This is a genomic window from Pseudomonas sp. NBRC 111127 (assembly GCF_001320345.1).
GTDB lineage: Bacteria > Pseudomonadota > Gammaproteobacteria > Pseudomonadales > Pseudomonadaceae > Aquipseudomonas > Aquipseudomonas juntendi.
This window is the reverse complement of the sequence record NZ_BCBD01000123.1, coordinates 1-16,095: the sequence shown is the minus strand read 5'-3', so window position 1 is coordinate 16,095 and position 16,095 is coordinate 1. Positions and strand designations below refer to the sequence as shown.

Here is a 16,095-nt window from a genome sequence, read left to right as displayed (position 1 = left end):
GCTTCGGCGAACAGGTTGATGCGCTGCTGGTCGATCTTCAGCCAGGCCGAGCGGCCCAGTTCCTTACCAACGTATTGCGAAAGCTCTGTAACCGGTACATAGGGCATCGCGGACTCTCCAGGTTGTCAGTTGGTACGAAAGTGCAAGATCAGCACGCTCGGCCATTGCAGTCAAGTTGTCCGCTTTTCGGCGAATATCGATCTATAGCACGGCGTGCTTATAATGGCGCCATGCCCAAGGGAGATGCTTATGCTGTTGCGTGGTCTGACCTGGCTGGTGCTGTTCCAGCTGTTGGGAACGGCGATCAACCACCTGTTGCTGCCGGTTTTGCCGGGCCCGATCATTGGCCTGTTGCTGCTGTTGGGCTTCCTCATGGCCCGCGGCGAGGTTGGCAAGCCGCTGAATGAAGCGGCCAGCAGCCTGCTGCGCTACCTGCCGCTGTTGCTGGTGCCGCCGGCGGTGGGGGTGATGGTCTATGCCCGGGATATCGCTGCCGACTTCTGGGCGATTGTCGGCGCCCTGCTGATTTCCTGCCTGCTGACCTTGGTTTTCGTCGGGGTGCTGATGCAGAAACTGATCCAGCGCCAGAGCAAGCGCGAGGAGCAGCCATGATGCTTGACTGGCAAGGCGCCCTGGATGCAGTCGTGCACCACCCTTTGTTTGGCATCGGTCTCACCCTGGCGGCCTACCAACTGGTGCTCGCCGCCTACGACAAGACGCGCTGGATCTTCCTGCAGCCGGTGTTGGTGTCGATGCTGCTGGTGATCGGCGTGCTGCTGGCGTGCGGCATCGACTACAGCGAATACCGCAACAGCACGCAAATCATGAATACTCTGCTGGGCCCGGCCACCGTGGCCCTGGCGGTGCCTTTGTACCTCAACCTGCGGCGCATCCGGCAGTTGTTCTGGCCCATCTTTACTACGCTGGTAGTCGGGGGGCTGTTTGCCACCCTGTGTTGCCTGCTGCTGGGCTGGTGGTTCGGTGCCGAGCACATGATCCTGATGACCATGGCGCCCAAGTCGGTCACCTCGCCGATTGCCATGCTGGTGGCCGAACAGATTGGCGGGGTCGCTGCCCTGGCAGCGGTGTTCGTACTGATTACCGGGGTAATCGGCGCCATCTTCGGCCCGGCGCTGCTCAGCCGTGTTGGCGTGCACAGCCCGGAAGCCCGCGGCATGTCGCTGGGGGTGACTGCGCACGCGGTGGGCACTTCGGTGGCCCTGCAGGAAAGTGACGAATGCGGCGCCTTTGCCGCGCTTGCAATGAGCCTGATGGGCGTAGCCACGGCGGTGTTCCTGCCGTTGGCGGTGAGCCTGGTGGCCTGAGGACTGGTGATGACGCTACCGCTGTTTCCGCTCAATACCGTGCTGTTTCCTGGCTGCTTTCTCGACTTGCAGATTTTCGAGGCGCGCTACCTCGACATGATCGGGCGCTGCATGAAGCAGGGCGAAGGGTTTGGCGTGGTGTGCATCCTGGAGGGCGAGCAGGTGGGCAAGGCGCCGCCGACGGTCGCCTCGATCGGCTGCGAGGCGCTGATCCGCGATTTCGTACAGCAGGACAACGGCTTGCTGGGCATTCGCGTCGAAGGCGTGCGGCGCTTCAACCTGGACAGCACCGAGGTGCAAAAGGACCAGTTGCTGGTAGGGCAGGTGCAGTGGCTGGCCGAGCAGGCCGACAGCCCGTTGCTGGAAGCGGACGATGACCTGGTGGCGCTGCTGGTGGCCTTGGGTGAGCACCCGATGGTCGAGGCGCTGGACATGCCGCGCCCGCTGGACGGGCGCCAGGCGCTGGCCAACCAGCTGGCTTACCTGCTGCCGTTCATGGAAGAAGACAAGCTGGACTTGCTGAGCCTCGACTCGCCGCAGCAGCGGCTGGGCGAGATCCAGAAATTGCTGGAGCGGATTCAGGGCGAGCTGTTTGCCTGAGGAGAGAGTTGCCTGCGCCGGCCTGTTGGTAGCGGAGCCTGTGTGGTAGCGGCTTGCCCCATCAACAGGCCGGCAACATCAATAGTGATACCTGGCCAACGCCTGCGGCAGTGCATGCATGGCAAAAAAGGCCAGCAGCGCCACGCAGGCCGGCAACACCAGCCACCATACCCGCTGCGGCAAGGCCGGCAGCGGCTGGCGGTACTGCACCAGGGTCAGGCTGAAGGCGCACACGCAGCAGGCCAGCAGGGCCCCGGCGAGGATATCGGTGGGCCAGTGAGCACCCAGGTAGACCCGCGACAAGGCAATCGCCAGCGCTGGAATGCAGCCCAGCATCACCCAGGTCAGGCGCATCCGCGGCGGCTGACCGCGCCCGGCCAGCACCGCCATCACCAGGAAGAAGGCAAACGATGCCGAGCTGTGCCCGCTGGGCATGCTGTAGCTGGTCAGCGGGTCGCTCAGTACCTCGGGCCGGGCACGGGCAAACAGCCATTTGAGGGTGCCATTGGCGATTGCCGTGCCCATCAGCGCGCCGCCGGCGAACACGGCGTGACGCCATTGCCGGGCCAGTAGCAACAGGCCCGTCAGCAAGCCGCCCAGGAACAGTTGGGTTCTGAAGTCGCCCAGGCGGGTGACCAGGACCACGGTGCCATCGATGGCCTGGCTGCGGTGCTCCTGCACCAGGGTCATCACGCCTTGGTCGAATTCATGCAGGTACGGCCAGCCCAGAAAAATGCCGGCCAGGGCGATCAGGCTCAAGCCGGCAACCAGCCGGGTGCCGTGGCGTTGATCGCGAATGCTGCTGTTCAGGCTCAGGCCGATCAACACGGCCAGGCCGCCGGCGAGGATGCCGGCGTCCAGCCAGAAGCCCTCTGGCAAGGGTAGGCGCATGGCAGCCCCCGTGGCCCAGCCAGGCAGCAGGTAGGCCACTGACCAACCCGCGCCGGCCACCAGGCTGACGGCGATGAAGCGTGGCAGCGGCATGTCGAACATGCCGGCGACCATCGGCAGCATGGGGCGCAGCGGGCCGATGAAGCGGCCGACCAGCAGGCTGGCGATGCCGTAGCGCTGGAAGTAGGTTTCGGCACTGCCGATCCACTCCGGGTGATGGCGCAGCAATGGCAGCCGGCGGATGTTCTGGTGGAAGTACTTGCCCACCGTGTATGACAGGGCGTCGCCCAGCAGCCCGCCGAGAAAACCCAGCAGCAAGGTCTCGCCCAGGCTGAAGGTGCCGCTACCGGCCAGTACCGCCACGGCGAACAGCAGCACCGTACCCGGCACGATGATGCCGGCGATGGCCAGGCATTCGACGCAGGCCACCAGGAAAATCGCCACGCCAAGCCACTGGGGGTTGGCGCTGAGCCAGCCGGTCAGGCTGTCGAGCCATTGGCCCATGGTCAGCTTCCTTGTTCGAGAATGAAGAAATCGCGACCTTCGACTTGGCCGCGGCGCAAGGGGTTCCGCGTGCAGAAACGCGCGTACTCGGCATCGACGAAGCGGTATGGCAGGTGCTCGTCGCGCCCGTGCGGGATACCCAGGCGGGTGGCCTGGATCACCTTCGGCACGGGGCTGCCACAATCCTCCACATACAGGCGCTCGGCGTCGAAGCGCCGGGCGTCCCACTGTGGCACTTTCAAGCCCAGGGCGCGGCACAGCAGCGTTTGCCCGGCGCACAGGCGTTCCGGCGGGCGCAGCTTGCCACTGGCATCGGGGTTGTTCAGTTGCATCTGGGCCAGGCTGTTGGGGCCCGAGCGGGCGTCCTGCCAAGGATAGGCGGACTTGATGAGCACTGCGTTGCCAGGGCCGTGGGCGCTGAAGTTCAGCGAGTCGCCGCCGCGCGCGTAGTACATGTAGATATGCCCGCCATCGAGGAACAGCGCCTTGCGCTTCTCGGTGTAGCCGAGCGAGGCATGGCTGCCTTTGTCGGTGAGGTAGTAGGCCTCGGTTTCGATGATGCGCGCCGCCAGCCACAGGTCGCCCTGGCGATGGCGGATGACCTTGCCCAGCAGGGCTTTGGCCAGGGTTTGGGCGTCGCGGTCGAAAAAGCTGTCGGGCAGGGCTGGCATGCGGGCTGTTCGCGGTTTGGGGACGCCGGATAATAGCAATGAATGGCTTAATCGAGGCTGAATCGAGTGTGGTGTTGGCGGGGCCGGCCCCTTCGCGGGCATGCCCGCTCCCACAGGTACTGCATGGCCCAAGGCCTTGTGAAATCCCTGTGGGAGCGGGCGCGCCCGCGAAAGGGCCACAGCAGGAGAGTGATTTCGATAAGAGAGGTTACATCTTTCCTGCATATTGCCCAGGCCATTTTCGACCATCCGCCACCCACCGCTGGGCGTATACCTGCGCGGCAGTTATAATCAGCCGATTTCCCCTTCGCCAAGACACCGAACCCATGACTGAGTCCGTTCTTGACTATATGACCCGCCTGGGTCGCGCTGCCCGCGAGGCGTCCCGGGTCATCGGCCGTGCCAGCACTGCGCAGAAGAACCGCGCCCTGTTGGCCGCCGCCGATGCGCTGGATGCTGCCCGCGCCGAGCTCACCGCTGCCAACGAACTGGACCTGGCCGCCGGCCGTGCCAATGGCCTGGAGCCTGCGCTGCTGGACCGCCTGGCGCTGACCCCGGCCCGCATCGACGGCATGATCACCGGCCTGCGCCAGGTGGCCAGTCTGCCGGACCCGGTGGGCGCCATCCGGGACATGAGCTACCGCCCATCGGGCATCCAAGTCGGCAAGATGCGTACGCCACTGGGGGTGATCGGGATTATCTACGAGTCGCGCCCCAACGTGACCATCGATGCCGCCAGCCTGTGCCTGAAGTCGGGTAACGCCACCATCCTGCGTGGGGGCTCCGAAGCCATTCATTCCAACCGCGCCATCGCCACCTGCATCCAGCGTGGCCTGGCCGCTGCCGACCTGCCGGCCGCGGTGGTCCAGGTGGTCGAAACCACCGACCGCGAGGCCGTGGGCGCGCTGATCAGCATGCCTGCGTTCGTCGATGTCATCGTCCCCCGTGGTGGCCGTGGCCTCATCGAGCGCATCAGCCGCGATGCCCGTGTGCCGGTGATCAAGCACCTGGACGGTATCTGCCACATCTATGTCAGCCAGCATGCCGACCTGGACAAGGCCTGGAATGTGGCATTCAACGCCAAGACATACCGCTACGGCATTTGCGGGGCCATGGAAACGCTGCTGGTCGACCAGCAGGTGGCCGAGCGCTTCCTGCCGGAAATGGCCCGCCGCTTCCGGGACAAAGGCGTGGAACTGCGGGGTTGCGAGCGCACCCAGGCAATCATCGACGCCGAACCGGCTACCGAAGACGACTGGCACACCGAGTACCTGGACGCGATCCTGGCGATCCGCGTGGTCGACGGCCTGGACCAGGCTATCGAACACATCAATCACTATGGCTCGCACCACACCGACTCGATCATCAGCGAACACCAAGGCGAAGCCCGCCAGTTCATGGCCGAGGTCGATTCGGCATCGGTCATGCTCAACACCCCAACCTGTTTCGCCGATGGCTTCGAGTACGGGCTGGGCGCGGAAATCGGCATTTCCACCGACAAGCTGCATGCCCGCGGCCCCGTCGGCCTGGAGGGGCTGACCTGCGAAAAATACGTCGTCATCGGTGACGGCCAGTTGCGCGGTCAGGGGTCCTGCTGAGTTGAGCAAAGCCCAGGCAGTCCGGCGCATCGGCATTCTCGGCGGAACGTTCGATCCGGTGCACATCGGCCACCTGCGCAGCGCGCTGGAAGTGGCCGAGTTCATGGGGCTGGACGAACTGCGCCTGCTGCCCAATGCCCGGCCGCCGCACCGCGATACCCCGCAGGTGGCCGCGCAAGACCGCCTGGCCATGGTGCGCGAAGCAGTACAAGGGGTGGCCTGCCTGAGCGTCGACGCCCGCGAGCTCGAGCGTGACAAGCCGTCGTACACCATCGACACACTGGAGTCGGTCCGTGCCGAACTGGCCGGTAACGACCAGTTGTTCCTGGTGCTGGGCTGGGATGCCTTCTGTGGCTTGCCCAACTGGCACCGCTGGGAAGAATTGCTGCAACACTGTCACATTCTGGTGCTGCAACGCCCGGATGCCGACGTAGAACCCCCTGACGAGCTGCGCAACCTGCTGGCTGCGCGCTCGGAGAGCGATCCCACCGCCATGTCCGGCCCGGCGGGAAATATTTCGTTCGTCTGGCAGACACCGCTTGCGGTGTCGGCTACACAGATCCGACAGCTGCTGGCCAGCGGCAAATCGGTGAGGTTCCTGGTGCCGGACGCCGTACTGGCCTATATCGAGGCGCACGAACTGTATCGTGCGCCCAACTGACGGCGCCCCTGGCGCCTCATCCAACGAGTTGAACGAGTTTTATATGACCAAGCAGAAAATTTACGGCGAAGAACTGGTCGCAGTGACCAAGGCCGCGCTGGAAGACGTTAAGGCCCAGGACATCCAGGTCATCGACGTGCGCGAGAAGCACAGCCTGACCGATTACATGATCATTGCCACCGGTACCTCCAACCGCCAGATCAACGCCATGGCCGAAAAGGTCCGTGAAGCCGTCAAGGCCAAGGGCGCACAGCCTCTGGGCGAAGAAGGCAAGGGCGACAGCGATTGGGTGCTGCTGGACCTGAACGACGTCATCGTGCACATGATGACCGCCGCTGCGCGCCAGTTCTACGACCTGGAGCGCCTGTGGCAAGGCGCCGAGCAAAGCCGTGCTGCCGATGGCAAGCACCACAGCCCGGACCATGCCCACGAGTACTCCGACAAGCTCAAAGACCGCGAATAAGGGCAGCGCCGTGCGTTTGCGCCTGATTGCGGTCGGCTCGCGCATGCCGAAGTGGGTCGAGGAAGGCTGGCATGAATATGCCAAGCGCCTGCCCGCCGAGCTGTCGCTGGAGCTGGTGGAAATTCCGCTGAACACCCGTGGCAAGAATGCCGACGTCGCCCGCCTGATCCGTCAGGAGGGCGAGGCCATGCTGAGCAAGGTGCAGCCCGGGGAACGCATCGTTACCCTGGAGGTCCATGGCAAGCCCTGGAGTACCGAGCAACTGGCGGGCGAGCTGGATCGCTGGCGGCTGGACGCGCGCACGGTCAATTTGATGGTGGGCGGCCCGGAGGGCCTGGCGCCTGAGGTTTGCGCGCGCGCCGAGCAACGCTGGTCGCTGTCGCCGCTGACCCTGCCACACCCGTTGGTAAGGATACTCATCGGCGAGCAGATCTACCGCGCCTGGACCGTGTTGTCCGGGCACCCTTACCACAAATGAGCCTGTAAGCCGTCCGATGTCGCAGCCGATCCGTCTCAAGGACCACGAGAAAGACGCCCGCCTGGTGCGTAACCGCGTCGTGGTCGGCGCAATCGCGGTGGTGCTGCTGGTGTGCGTGCTGATCGCGCGGCTGTACTACCTGCAGATCATCCAGTACGACTACCACTCCACGCTGTCGGAGAACAACCGGGTGCATGTGCAGCCGATCCCGCCGACCCGCGGGTTGATCTTCGACCGTAACGGCGTGATCGTGGCCGACAACCGGCCCAGTTTCAGCCTGTCGATGACCCGCGAAAGCGCGGGGAACTGGCAGGAAGTACTGGACACCATCGTCGAAGTCCTGGAATTGACCGAAGACGACCGCGCCCTGTTCGAGAAGCGCATGCGCCAGGGCCGCCGGCCGTTCGAGCCGGTGCCGATCCTGTTCGAGCTCAACGAAGAACAGATTGCCCGGGTGGCGGTAAACCAGTTCCGCCTGCCGGGTGTCGAGGTGGTCGCGCAGCTGGTGCGGCATTACCCACAGGGGGCGCACTTCGCCCACTCGGTGGGTTACGTGGGGCGGATCAACGAGAAAGAGCTGAAAACCCTCGACCCGGTGAACTACAGCGGTACCCACCATATCGGCAAGACCGGCATCGAGCGCTTCTACGAGGATGCGCTGCACGGCCAGGTCGGTTACGAGGAAGTCGAGACCAACGCCCGCGGCCGCGTGCTGCGGGTGCTCAAGCGCACCGACCCCAAGCCGGGCAAGGACATCGTGCTGAGCCTGGACATCAAGCTGCAGGAAGCCGCCGAGGCCGCCCTGGGTGGCCGCCGGGGCGCCGTGGTGGCGCTGGACCCGCGCACTGGCGAGGTTCTGGCCATGGTCAGCCAGCCAAGCTTCGATCCCAACCTGTTCGTCACCGGCATCAGCTTCAAGGCGTATGCCGAGTTGCGTGATTCGATCGACCGGCCGCTGTTCAACCGCGTGTTGCGCGGCTTGTACCCGCCGGGCTCCACCATCAAGCCGGCGGTGGCGATTGCCGGCCTGGACAGCGGTGTGGTCAACGCCAGTAGCCGGGTATTCGACCCTGGCTACTACCAACTGCCCAACTACGACCACAAATACCGTAACTGGAACCGCTCGGGTGATGGCTGGGTCGACCTGGACACCGCGATCATGCGCTCCAACGACACCTACTTCTACGACCTTGCGCACAAGATGGGCATCGACCGGCTGTCCAGTTACATGAACAAGTTCGGCATCGGCCAGCGGGTATCGCTGGACATGTTCGAGGAATCTGCCGGGCTGATGCCATCGCGGGAATGGAAGCGCGCCACCCGCCGCCAGGCCTGGTTCCCCGGTGAAACCCTGATCCTGGGCATTGGCCAGGGCTACATGCAGGCGACGCCGTTGCAACTGGCCCAGGCCACTGCGCTGATCGCCAACAAAGGCGTATGGAACCGCCCGCACCTGGCCAAGACCATCGAAGGCCAGCCGCCGGTGGACGAAAACCCCATGGCGAATATCGTGCTGCGGGACAAGTCGGACTGGGCCAAGGTCACCCATGGCATGGAGCAGGTGATGCACAACGCCCGCGGTACCGCACGCAAGGCCGCCCTCGGTGCCCAGTACCGCATCGCCGGCAAGAGCGGTACCGCCCAGGTAGTGGCGATCAAGCAGGGTGAAAAGTACGACCGTAACAAACTCCAGGAGCGCCACCGTGACCACGCCCTGTTCGTTGCCTTCGCTCCAGCCGAAGCCCCGCAGATCGTGGTGTCGGTGATGGTCGAGAACGGCGAGTCCGGTTCGGGTGTTGCGGCACCGGTGGTCCGCCAGATCATGGACGCCTGGCTGCTCGACGAAAATGGCCGTCTCAAGCCCGAGTTCGCGCCTGCTACCGCTACCCAGGAATCAGCCCTGTGATGAACAATTTCGATCGCATGCTCTCCAGTGAGGATGTGATGCGTCGGCGCGCCAGCTTCCTGCAGCGCATTCATGTCGACGGCCCCTTGCTGATCATTCTGCTGACCCTCGCCGCCGGCAGCCTGTTCGTGCTGTATTCGGCCAGCGGCAAGAACTGGGACCTGCTGCTCAAGCAGGCGACCTCGTTCGGCATCGGTCTGGTGTCGATGTTCGTCATCGCCCAGCTGGAGCCGCGCTTCATGGCCCGCTGGGTGCCGCTGGCCTACCTCACCGGGGTGCTGCTGCTGGTGGTGGTGGACGTGATGGGCCATAACGCCATGGGCGCCACGCGCTGGATCAACATCCCGGGGGTGATCCGCTTCCAGCCCTCGGAATTCATGAAGATCATCATGCCGGCGACCATTGCCTGGTACCTGTCCAAGCGCACCTTGCCGCCGCACCTGAAGCACGTGGCCATCAGCCTGGTGCTGATCGGCGTGCCATTCATTCTGATCGTGCGCCAGCCCGACCTGGGCACCGCACTGCTGATCCTGGCATCGGGCGCCTTCGTGCTGTTCATGGGTGGCCTGCGCTGGCGCTGGATCCTCAGCGTATTGGCAGCGGCGGTGCCGGTGGCGGTGGCGATGTGGTTCTTTGTCATGCACGACTATCAGAAGCAGCGGGTACTGACCTTCCTCGACCCGGAAAGCGACCCGCTGGGCACCGGCTGGAACATCATCCAGTCCAAGGCGGCAATCGGTTCGGGCGGGGTGTTCGGCAAAGGCTGGCTGCTCGGCACCCAGTCGCACCTGGACTTCCTTCCGGAAAGCCATACCGACTTCATCATCGCCGTGCTCGGCGAGGAGTTCGGCCTGGTCGGTATCTGCCTGCTGCTGATCGTCTACCTGCTGCTGATCGGCCGTGGCCTGATGATTACCGCCCAGGCCCAGACCCTGTTCGGCAAGCTGCTGGCAGGTAGCCTGACCATGACCTTCTTTGTCTACGTATTCGTCAATATCGGCATGGTCAGCGGCCTGCTGCCCGTAGTGGGCGTGCCGCTGCCCTTTATCAGCTATGGCGGAACATCCTTGGTAACGCTGCTGTCAGCGTTTGGCGTTCTCATGTCGATCCATACGCACCGAAAATGGATCGCACAGGTTTGAAAAAGGTGAACAATTTGATGCAAGCAGTGCGTAACTGGGCTGCCCGTTGTGCGCCGTGGGTCGGCGCGGTGGGCCTGTTCGGCGCTGTACAGCTGGCCCATGCCGGGGACTATGAGGGTTCGCCACAGGTGGCCGAGCTGGTGGGCGAAATGAGCCGTGACTACGGTTTTGCCCCGGAGCAGCTGATGGGTGTGTTCCGTGAGGTGCAGCGCAAGCAGTCGATTCTGGATGCCATCTCGCGCCCTGCCGAGCGGGTAAAGCCGTGGAAGGACTACCGGCCGATGTTCATCACCGATGCGCGCATTGCCCGTGGGGTGGACTTCTGGCGTCAGCACGAGGCGGTGCTGGCCCGCGCGGAGCAGGAATACGGGGTGCCGGCGCAATATATCGTCGCGATCATCGGTGTCGAAACCTTCTTCGGCCGCAACACCGGCAACTACCGGGTGATCGATGCCCTGTCGACGCTGGGCTTCGACTACCCGCCGCGCGCCGAGTTCTTCCGCAAGGAGCTGCGTGAGTTCCTGCTGTTGGCGCGCGACGAGCAGCTGGACCCGTTGACCCTCAAAGGCTCCTACGCCGGTGCCATGGGCCTTCCACAGTTCATGCCGAGCAGTTTTCGCAACTACGCGGTGGACTTCGACGGTGACGGCCACATCAACATCTGGAACAACCCGGACGATGCCATTGGCAGCGTGGCCAACTACTTCAAGCGCCACGGCTGGGTAGCCGGCGAAGGCGTGGTCAGCCGCGCCTGGGTAGAAGGTGCGCGCGCCGACGAAGGCCTGACCACCGGTATCGAGCCGGTCAAGACCGCGGGGGAGTTGCGCGCGCTTGGCTGGTCGGTTCATGATTCGCTGCGCGATGATCTGTCAGTTACGGCCTTCCGGCTCGAAGGCGACAATGGCCCCGAGTACTGGATGGGGCTGAAGAACTTCTACGCGATCACTCGCTACAACCGCAGCGTGATGTATGCCATGGCGGTGCATCAGCTCGCGGAACAGCTGGTTCAAGTACGGGGCGTCAAGTAATGCGCGCAATCATCTCTGCACACTCTTTCAAGCTGCTCACCTGCCTCGCCGTTGGCCTGGTGCTGGCCAGTTGCTCTTCCAACCGCCCGGCCCCGCAAAAAAGCAGCGGCAACGTGGTACGCAGCCAGCCGGGCCTGGATATCAACCGGGCACACAAGGATGGCGCGCCGTGGTGGGACGTGGATGTGAACAAGATCCCCGACGCCACGCCGACCGTGCACACGGGTAACTACAAGGCCAACCCCTACACGGTGCTGGGCAAGACCTACTACCCCATGCAGGACTCGCGCAACTACCGCGCCGAGGGTACCGCGTCCTGGTACGGCACCAAGTTTCACGGGCAGAACACCGCCAATGGTGAGCTGTACGACCTGTACGGCATGAGTGCCGCGCACAAGACCTTGCCGCTGCCGGCCTATGTGCGCGTGACCAACCTGGCCAACGGCCGTAGCGTGATTCTGCGGGTCAATGACCGTGGGCCGTTCTATTCCGACCGCATCATCGACCTGTCCTATGCCGCAGCGAAAAAGCTCGGCTATGCCGAAATCGGCACCGCACACGTGCGTGTCGAGGGCATCGACCCGCAGCAATGGTGGGCCCAGCGTGGCCAGACCCCACCGATGGTGCTGAAGGAGCCCCAGGTGGCCCAGACCCAGGCGGTGCCGGCCACGACCGGGCGGGTCGAGCAATGGACGCCGCCGCCGCAGCAGCACGCGGCGCCGGTGGTGCCGGTACAGGTAGGGGGCAACAACGTCCCGGGTGGCAATGGCGGCAGCTTCCTGCAGGTGGGTGCCTTCGCCAACCCGGATGCCGCCGAATTGCTGCGCTCCAAGCTCAGCACCATGGTCAGCGCGCCGGTGTTCATCAGCTCGATCGTGCGTAACCAGCAGACCCTGCACCGCGTGCGGCTGGGGCCGATCGGCAGCCAGGGCGAGATCCAGCAAGCCCAGGACAGCATCCGCCTGGCGAACTTGGGGCAGGCCAAGCTGGTCACAGACTGAGCTCAGCTACAAGCAACCGGCTGCAAGCTGCAAGAAGCCCCTGCGCCCACCCGCTTTGTCTTTCGGCTTGCAGCTTGAAACTCTTGCTGTCGGTTTTGTCATGAACTGCCGGGCTCGGCCATGTACAATGTCGGCTTTTGCCCGCAGCGACATCAAGCCGCACTGTAGCGGGCCAGGCCTCTGGCCATAAAACTAGACTGACTGGCGCTGGGCGCATGATGTTGCCCAGGGAACATCAGACCATTAGCGATTTTCGAGAGACGGATGAACATCACCAACCTTGCCAAACGACTTTGCCTGCCTGTACTGCTGCTGATCACGCCTGCTGCCTTCGCGGCCGAGCAGATGACACCGGCACCACCGCAACTGGCAGCCAAGTCCTACGTACTCATGGACGCGTCCAGCGGCAACGTGCTGGTCGAAAACAACGGTGACGAGCGCCTGCCGCCAGCCAGCCTGACCAAGCTGATGACCGCCTACATCGCCACCCTAGACATCCGCCGTGGCCAGATCGGCGAGAACGACCCGGTTACCGTCAGTGAAAACGCCTGGCGTACCGGCGGTTCGCGCATGTTCATCAAGGTTGGCAGCCAGGTCTCCGTCAGCGACCTGCTGCACGGCATCATCATCCAGTCCGGCAACGATGCCTCGGTCGCCCTGTCCGAGCACATCGCCGGCAGCGAAGATGCCTTCGCCGACATGATGAACAAGACCGCGGCCGACCTGGGCATGACCAACAGCCACTTCATGAACCCGACTGGCCTGCCGAACCCGGACCACTACTCGTCGGCCCATGACATGGCGGTACTGGCCCGGGCGATCATCAACGTCGACCCGGCGCACTACGCCATCTATTCGCAGAAAGAGTTCTTCTGGAACAACATCAAGCAGCCTAACCGCAACCTGCTGCTGTGGCGTGACAAGACCGTCGACGGCCTGAAAACCGGCCACACCGAAGAAGCAGGCTACTGCATGGTGGCTTCGGCGGTACGCGATGGCCAGCGCCTGATCGCGGTGGTGTTCGGCACCAACAGCGAACAAGCGCGTGCTGCCGAAACCCAGAAGCTGCTGACCTACGGCTTCCGCTTCTTCGAAACCCAGACCTTCTACCAGAAGGGCACCGAGCTGACCCAGGCGCCGGTGTGGAAGGGCGCCACTGGCCAAGTCAAGGCCGGCCTGGCCGACGACCTGACCATGACCATGCCTAAAGGCCAGCTCAAGCGCCTGGTCGCCACGATGACCATGAACCCGCAGCTCACCGCGCCAATCGCCAAAGGTGACGTGATCGGCAAAGTGGAAGTCAAACTGGACGAGAAAGTGGTTCACAGCGCTGACCTGATCGCCCTCGATGGCGTCGAGGAAGGTGGTTTCTTCCGCCGTATGTGGGATAGCATCCGTCTATTCTTCTACGGGTTGTTCAACTGATACGTGACCTGCACACCCCCGCGCATCACGCGGGGGTGTTGTTGCCACGGCTTACGAGGCCGTTTCCGCCATGAGCGAACCAGACGTCAAGTCGCACAAGATCGAATTCCCTTGCGCCGATTACCCGATCAAAGTCATCGGTGACACCGTTGTCGGCTTCAAGGACACGGTTATCGAGATTCTCAGCAAGCACGCCAAAGTCGACCTTTCCACCCTGGCCGAACGCCAGAGCAAGGAAGGCAAGTACACCACCGTGCAACTGCACATCGTTGCCGAAAGCGAGAACCAGCTGCACGATATCAACAGCGCCCTGCGCGCTACCGGTATCGTGAAAATGGTGCTCTGATGCCCGCCTGCCTCGGTTTTCGCGAGCTTGGCCTGCAGCCCTACCAACCGGTGCTGGAGGCCATGCGGCGCTTCACCGAGCAGCGCAGTCCGGCCAGCCAGGATGAAATCTGGCTGGTCGAGCACCCTGCGGTCTTTACCCAGGGCCAGGCCGGCAAGGCCGAGCACCTGCTGGTGCCGGGTGACATCCCGGTGGTGCAGACCGACCGCGGCGGCCAGGTGACTTACCATGGCCCCGGGCAGTTGGTGGCCTACCTGCTGCTGGATGTACGCCGGCTGGGTTTTGGTGTACGTGAGCTGGTCAGCCGTATCGAGCAGACCCTCATCGACCTGCTGGCCAGCTATGGCGTGCAGGCTTCAGCCAAGCCCGATGCGCCGGGCGTCTATGTCGATGGAGCGAAAATCGCCTCCCTCGGCCTGCGAATTCGCAACGGCCGTTCGTTTCACGGCCTTGCCCTGAACGTGGACATGGACCTTGCGCCATTCCGCCGAATCAACCCCTGCGGTTATGCGGGGCTGGCGATGACCCAGCTACGTGACCTGGCAGGCCCGATCGAACTCGACGAGGTCAGGACAAGGCTGCGCGGACAGCTGGTCAAGCACCTCGACTACGCTGAGCAGACGACCCTCACGGGCGGAATCGACTGAATATGACAACTGTGCAAGAAGCCGTGCCCAACCTGATACCTACCCAGGATGCCACCCCGCGCCCAGCGCCGAAGAAGGTGGAAGCCGGGGTCAAGCTGCGTGGCGCCGAGAAGGTGGCGCGCATCCCGGTGAAAATCATCCCGACCGACGAGTTGCCGAAAAAGCCCGACTGGATTCGCGTGCGTATCCCCGTCTCGCCGGAGGTCGACCGCATCAAGCAACTGCTGCGCAAGCACAAGCTGCACAGCGTGTGCGAGGAAGCTTCCTGCCCGAACCTGGGTGAGTGCTTCTCGGGCGGCACCGCCACCTTCATGATCATGGGTGACATCTGCACCCGTCGTTGCCCGTTCTGCGACGTAGGCCACGGCCGGCCGAAGCCGCTGGACCTGGACGAGCCGAAAAACCTGGCGGTCGCCATCGCTGACCTGCGCCTGAAGTACGTGGTGATCACTTCGGTAGACCGCGACGACCTGCGTGACGGTGGTGCCCAGCACTTTGCCGACTGCATCCGCGAAATCCGCGCGCTGTCGCCAGGCGTGCAACTGGAAACCCTGGTGCCGGACTACCGCGGGCGTATGGACGTGGCACTGGAAATCACTGCGCAAGAGCCGCCGGATGTGTTCAACCACAACCTCGAAACCGTGCCGCGCCTGTACAAGGCCGCGCGCCCGGGCTCTGACTACGACTGGTCGCTGGACCTGTTGCAGAAGTTCAAGCAGTTAGTGCCGCATGTACCCACCAAGTCGGGCCTGATGCTGGGCCTGGGTGAAACCGACGAAGAAGTGATCGAAGTGATGCACCGCATGCGCGAGCATGACATCGACATGCTTACCCTCGGTCAGTACCTGCAACCGTCGCGCAGCCACCTGCCGGTGCAGCGTTTCGTGCACCCCGACACCTTTGCCTGGTTCGCCGAGGAAGGCTACAAGATGGGCTTCAAGAACGTGGCTTCCGGCCCGCTGGTGCGCTCTTCGTACCATGCCGACCAGCAGGCGCACGAAGCCAAGATCAAGCTCTGAGCCTGGCTGAAACACAAATGCCGATGCTTGCCGAAAGGGCAGCATCGGCATTTTTTTTTGTGGCCGACAAGCCCTAAGCTACACGCGACAAGTTGTTTGGAGCTGCATGATGAATTGTGTCGATAGCGTTCACCTCCACCTGCCCAAGGCAACCCCGCAGGACGCCTGCTTCGCCATCATTGCCCCGGCGGGCGCGGCGCGGCTGGACCCGGGCAAGGTCAGCCAGTGGTTCGCCGAACGCGGTTACCGGTGCCGCATCTTCCCAGGTGCCCTGCAGGCCCAGGGTTATCTGGCAGGGCCCGACCAGCAGCGTTTGCAAGACCTGCATGATGCCTTTGCCGACCCAGCCATCGACGCCATTCTGTGCATGCGTGGCGGCTATGGCAGCAT

18 protein-coding genes and 1 pseudogene are annotated in these 16,095 nt (G+C 63.7%); 16 read left to right on the top strand and 3 right to left on the bottom strand.

Annotation, left to right across the window (positions count from 1 at the left end):
* A pseudogene (locus tag APH30_RS19870) lies at window positions 1-107 on the bottom strand (MaoC family dehydratase); the annotation flags it as partial.
* 142 nt (window positions 108-249) lie between these two features.
* Between APH30_RS19870 and APH30_RS19865 the strand changes: the two are divergent.
* Genes APH30_RS19865 through APH30_RS19855 form a run of 3 tightly spaced genes read left to right on the top strand, consistent with a single transcriptional unit; the run spans window position 250 to window position 1,925 of the window.
* Window positions 250-612: a CidA/LrgA family protein gene (locus tag APH30_RS19865; RefSeq protein ID WP_029885805.1), complete on the top strand. Its 363-nt coding sequence runs from the start codon at window positions 250-252 to the stop codon at window positions 610-612.
* On the top strand, window positions 609-1,325 hold the full coding sequence (locus APH30_RS19860) for an LrgB family protein (RefSeq protein ID WP_009685817.1): 717 nt from the start codon (window positions 609-611) through the stop codon (window positions 1,323-1,325). The genes APH30_RS19865 and APH30_RS19860 overlap by 4 nt, the downstream gene beginning before the upstream one ends.
* 9 nt (window positions 1,326-1,334) lie before the next feature.
* Entirely contained in the window at window positions 1,335-1,925 is a 591-nt protein-coding gene (locus tag APH30_RS19855; RefSeq protein ID WP_009685818.1) for an LON peptidase substrate-binding domain-containing protein, read from the top strand.
* Window positions 1,926-2,003: 78 nt separating this feature from the next.
* Here APH30_RS19855 and APH30_RS19850 read toward each other — a convergent pair whose 3' ends face one another.
* Both APH30_RS19850 and APH30_RS19845 read right to left on the bottom strand, forming a co-directional pair.
* Entirely contained in the window at window positions 2,004-3,320 is a 1,317-nt protein-coding gene (locus APH30_RS19850) for a bifunctional DedA family/phosphatase PAP2 family protein (protein ID WP_054906040.1), read from the bottom strand.
* A 2-nt stretch (window positions 3,321-3,322) separates the two neighbouring features.
* Window positions 3,323-3,991 (bottom strand): DNA-3-methyladenine glycosylase, encoded by a 669-nt coding sequence (locus APH30_RS19845; protein WP_029885808.1) that lies wholly within the window; start codon window positions 3,989-3,991, stop codon window positions 3,323-3,325.
* Between the two features lie 326 nt (window positions 3,992-4,317).
* On the opposite strand from APH30_RS19845, the gene APH30_RS19840 reads away from it, so the two are divergent.
* The 13 genes from APH30_RS19840 to APH30_RS19780 all read left to right on the top strand — a co-directional run.
* Window positions 4,318-5,589: a glutamate-5-semialdehyde dehydrogenase gene (locus APH30_RS19840; RefSeq protein ID WP_054913532.1), complete on the top strand. Its 1,272-nt coding sequence runs from the start codon at window positions 4,318-4,320 to the stop codon at window positions 5,587-5,589.
* 1 nt (window position 5,590) lies between these two features.
* The gene (nadD, locus tag APH30_RS19835) at window positions 5,591-6,250 is read left to right on the top strand and encodes a nicotinate-nucleotide adenylyltransferase (RefSeq protein ID WP_009685824.1); all 660 of its coding nucleotides are present in this window, start codon (window positions 5,591-5,593) and stop codon (window positions 6,248-6,250) included.
* Window positions 6,251-6,293: 43 nt separating this feature from the next.
* On the top strand, window positions 6,294-6,713 hold the full coding sequence (rsfS, locus tag APH30_RS19830) for a ribosome silencing factor (protein ID WP_009685825.1): 420 nt from the start codon (window positions 6,294-6,296) through the stop codon (window positions 6,711-6,713).
* Between the two features lie 10 nt (window positions 6,714-6,723).
* Window positions 6,724-7,191 (top strand): 23S rRNA (pseudouridine(1915)-N(3))-methyltransferase RlmH, encoded by a 468-nt coding sequence (gene rlmH, locus APH30_RS19825; RefSeq protein WP_009685826.1) that lies wholly within the window; start codon window positions 6,724-6,726, stop codon window positions 7,189-7,191.
* Window positions 7,192-7,207: 16 nt separating this feature from the next.
* Complete coding sequence (mrdA, locus tag APH30_RS19820) at window positions 7,208-9,097, top strand: penicillin-binding protein 2 (protein ID WP_054913531.1); 1,890 nt, start codon at window positions 7,208-7,210, stop codon at window positions 9,095-9,097.
* Window positions 9,098-9,135: 38 nt separating this feature from the next.
* Window positions 9,136-10,239, top strand: coding sequence for a rod shape-determining protein RodA (gene rodA / locus APH30_RS19815; RefSeq protein WP_009685828.1), 1,104 nt, complete (start codon window positions 9,136-9,138; stop codon window positions 10,237-10,239).
* 17 nt (window positions 10,240-10,256) lie between these two features.
* Window positions 10,257-11,267 (top strand): lytic murein transglycosylase B, encoded by a 1,011-nt coding sequence (mltB, locus tag APH30_RS19810; protein ID WP_054913533.1) that lies wholly within the window; start codon window positions 10,257-10,259, stop codon window positions 11,265-11,267.
* Window positions 11,267-12,268, top strand: a complete 1,002-nt coding sequence (locus tag APH30_RS19805; RefSeq protein ID WP_054906037.1) for a septal ring lytic transglycosylase RlpA family protein — start codon at window positions 11,267-11,269, stop codon at window positions 12,266-12,268. The genes mltB and APH30_RS19805 overlap by 1 nt, the downstream gene beginning before the upstream one ends.
* 264 nt (window positions 12,269-12,532) lie before the next feature.
* Complete coding sequence (locus APH30_RS19800; RefSeq protein WP_054913530.1) at window positions 12,533-13,693, top strand: D-alanyl-D-alanine carboxypeptidase family protein; 1,161 nt, start codon at window positions 12,533-12,535, stop codon at window positions 13,691-13,693.
* A 70-nt stretch (window positions 13,694-13,763) separates the two neighbouring features.
* A complete protein-coding gene (locus tag APH30_RS19795; RefSeq protein WP_009685832.1) occupies window positions 13,764-14,039 on the top strand; it encodes a DUF493 domain-containing protein in 276 nt (91 codons plus the stop codon).
* Entirely contained in the window at window positions 14,039-14,686 is a 648-nt protein-coding gene (lipB, locus tag APH30_RS19790) for a lipoyl(octanoyl) transferase LipB (protein WP_009685833.1), read from the top strand. Before APH30_RS19795 ends, lipB begins: the two co-directional genes overlap by 1 nt.
* A 2-nt stretch (window positions 14,687-14,688) precedes the next feature.
* Window positions 14,689-15,705, top strand: a complete 1,017-nt coding sequence (lipA, locus tag APH30_RS19785) for a lipoyl synthase (protein WP_009685834.1) — start codon at window positions 14,689-14,691, stop codon at window positions 15,703-15,705.
* A 109-nt stretch (window positions 15,706-15,814) separates the two neighbouring features.
* On the top strand, window positions 15,815-16,095 hold a 281-nt coding region (locus APH30_RS19780; RefSeq protein WP_177333759.1), incomplete at its 3' end, for an LD-carboxypeptidase.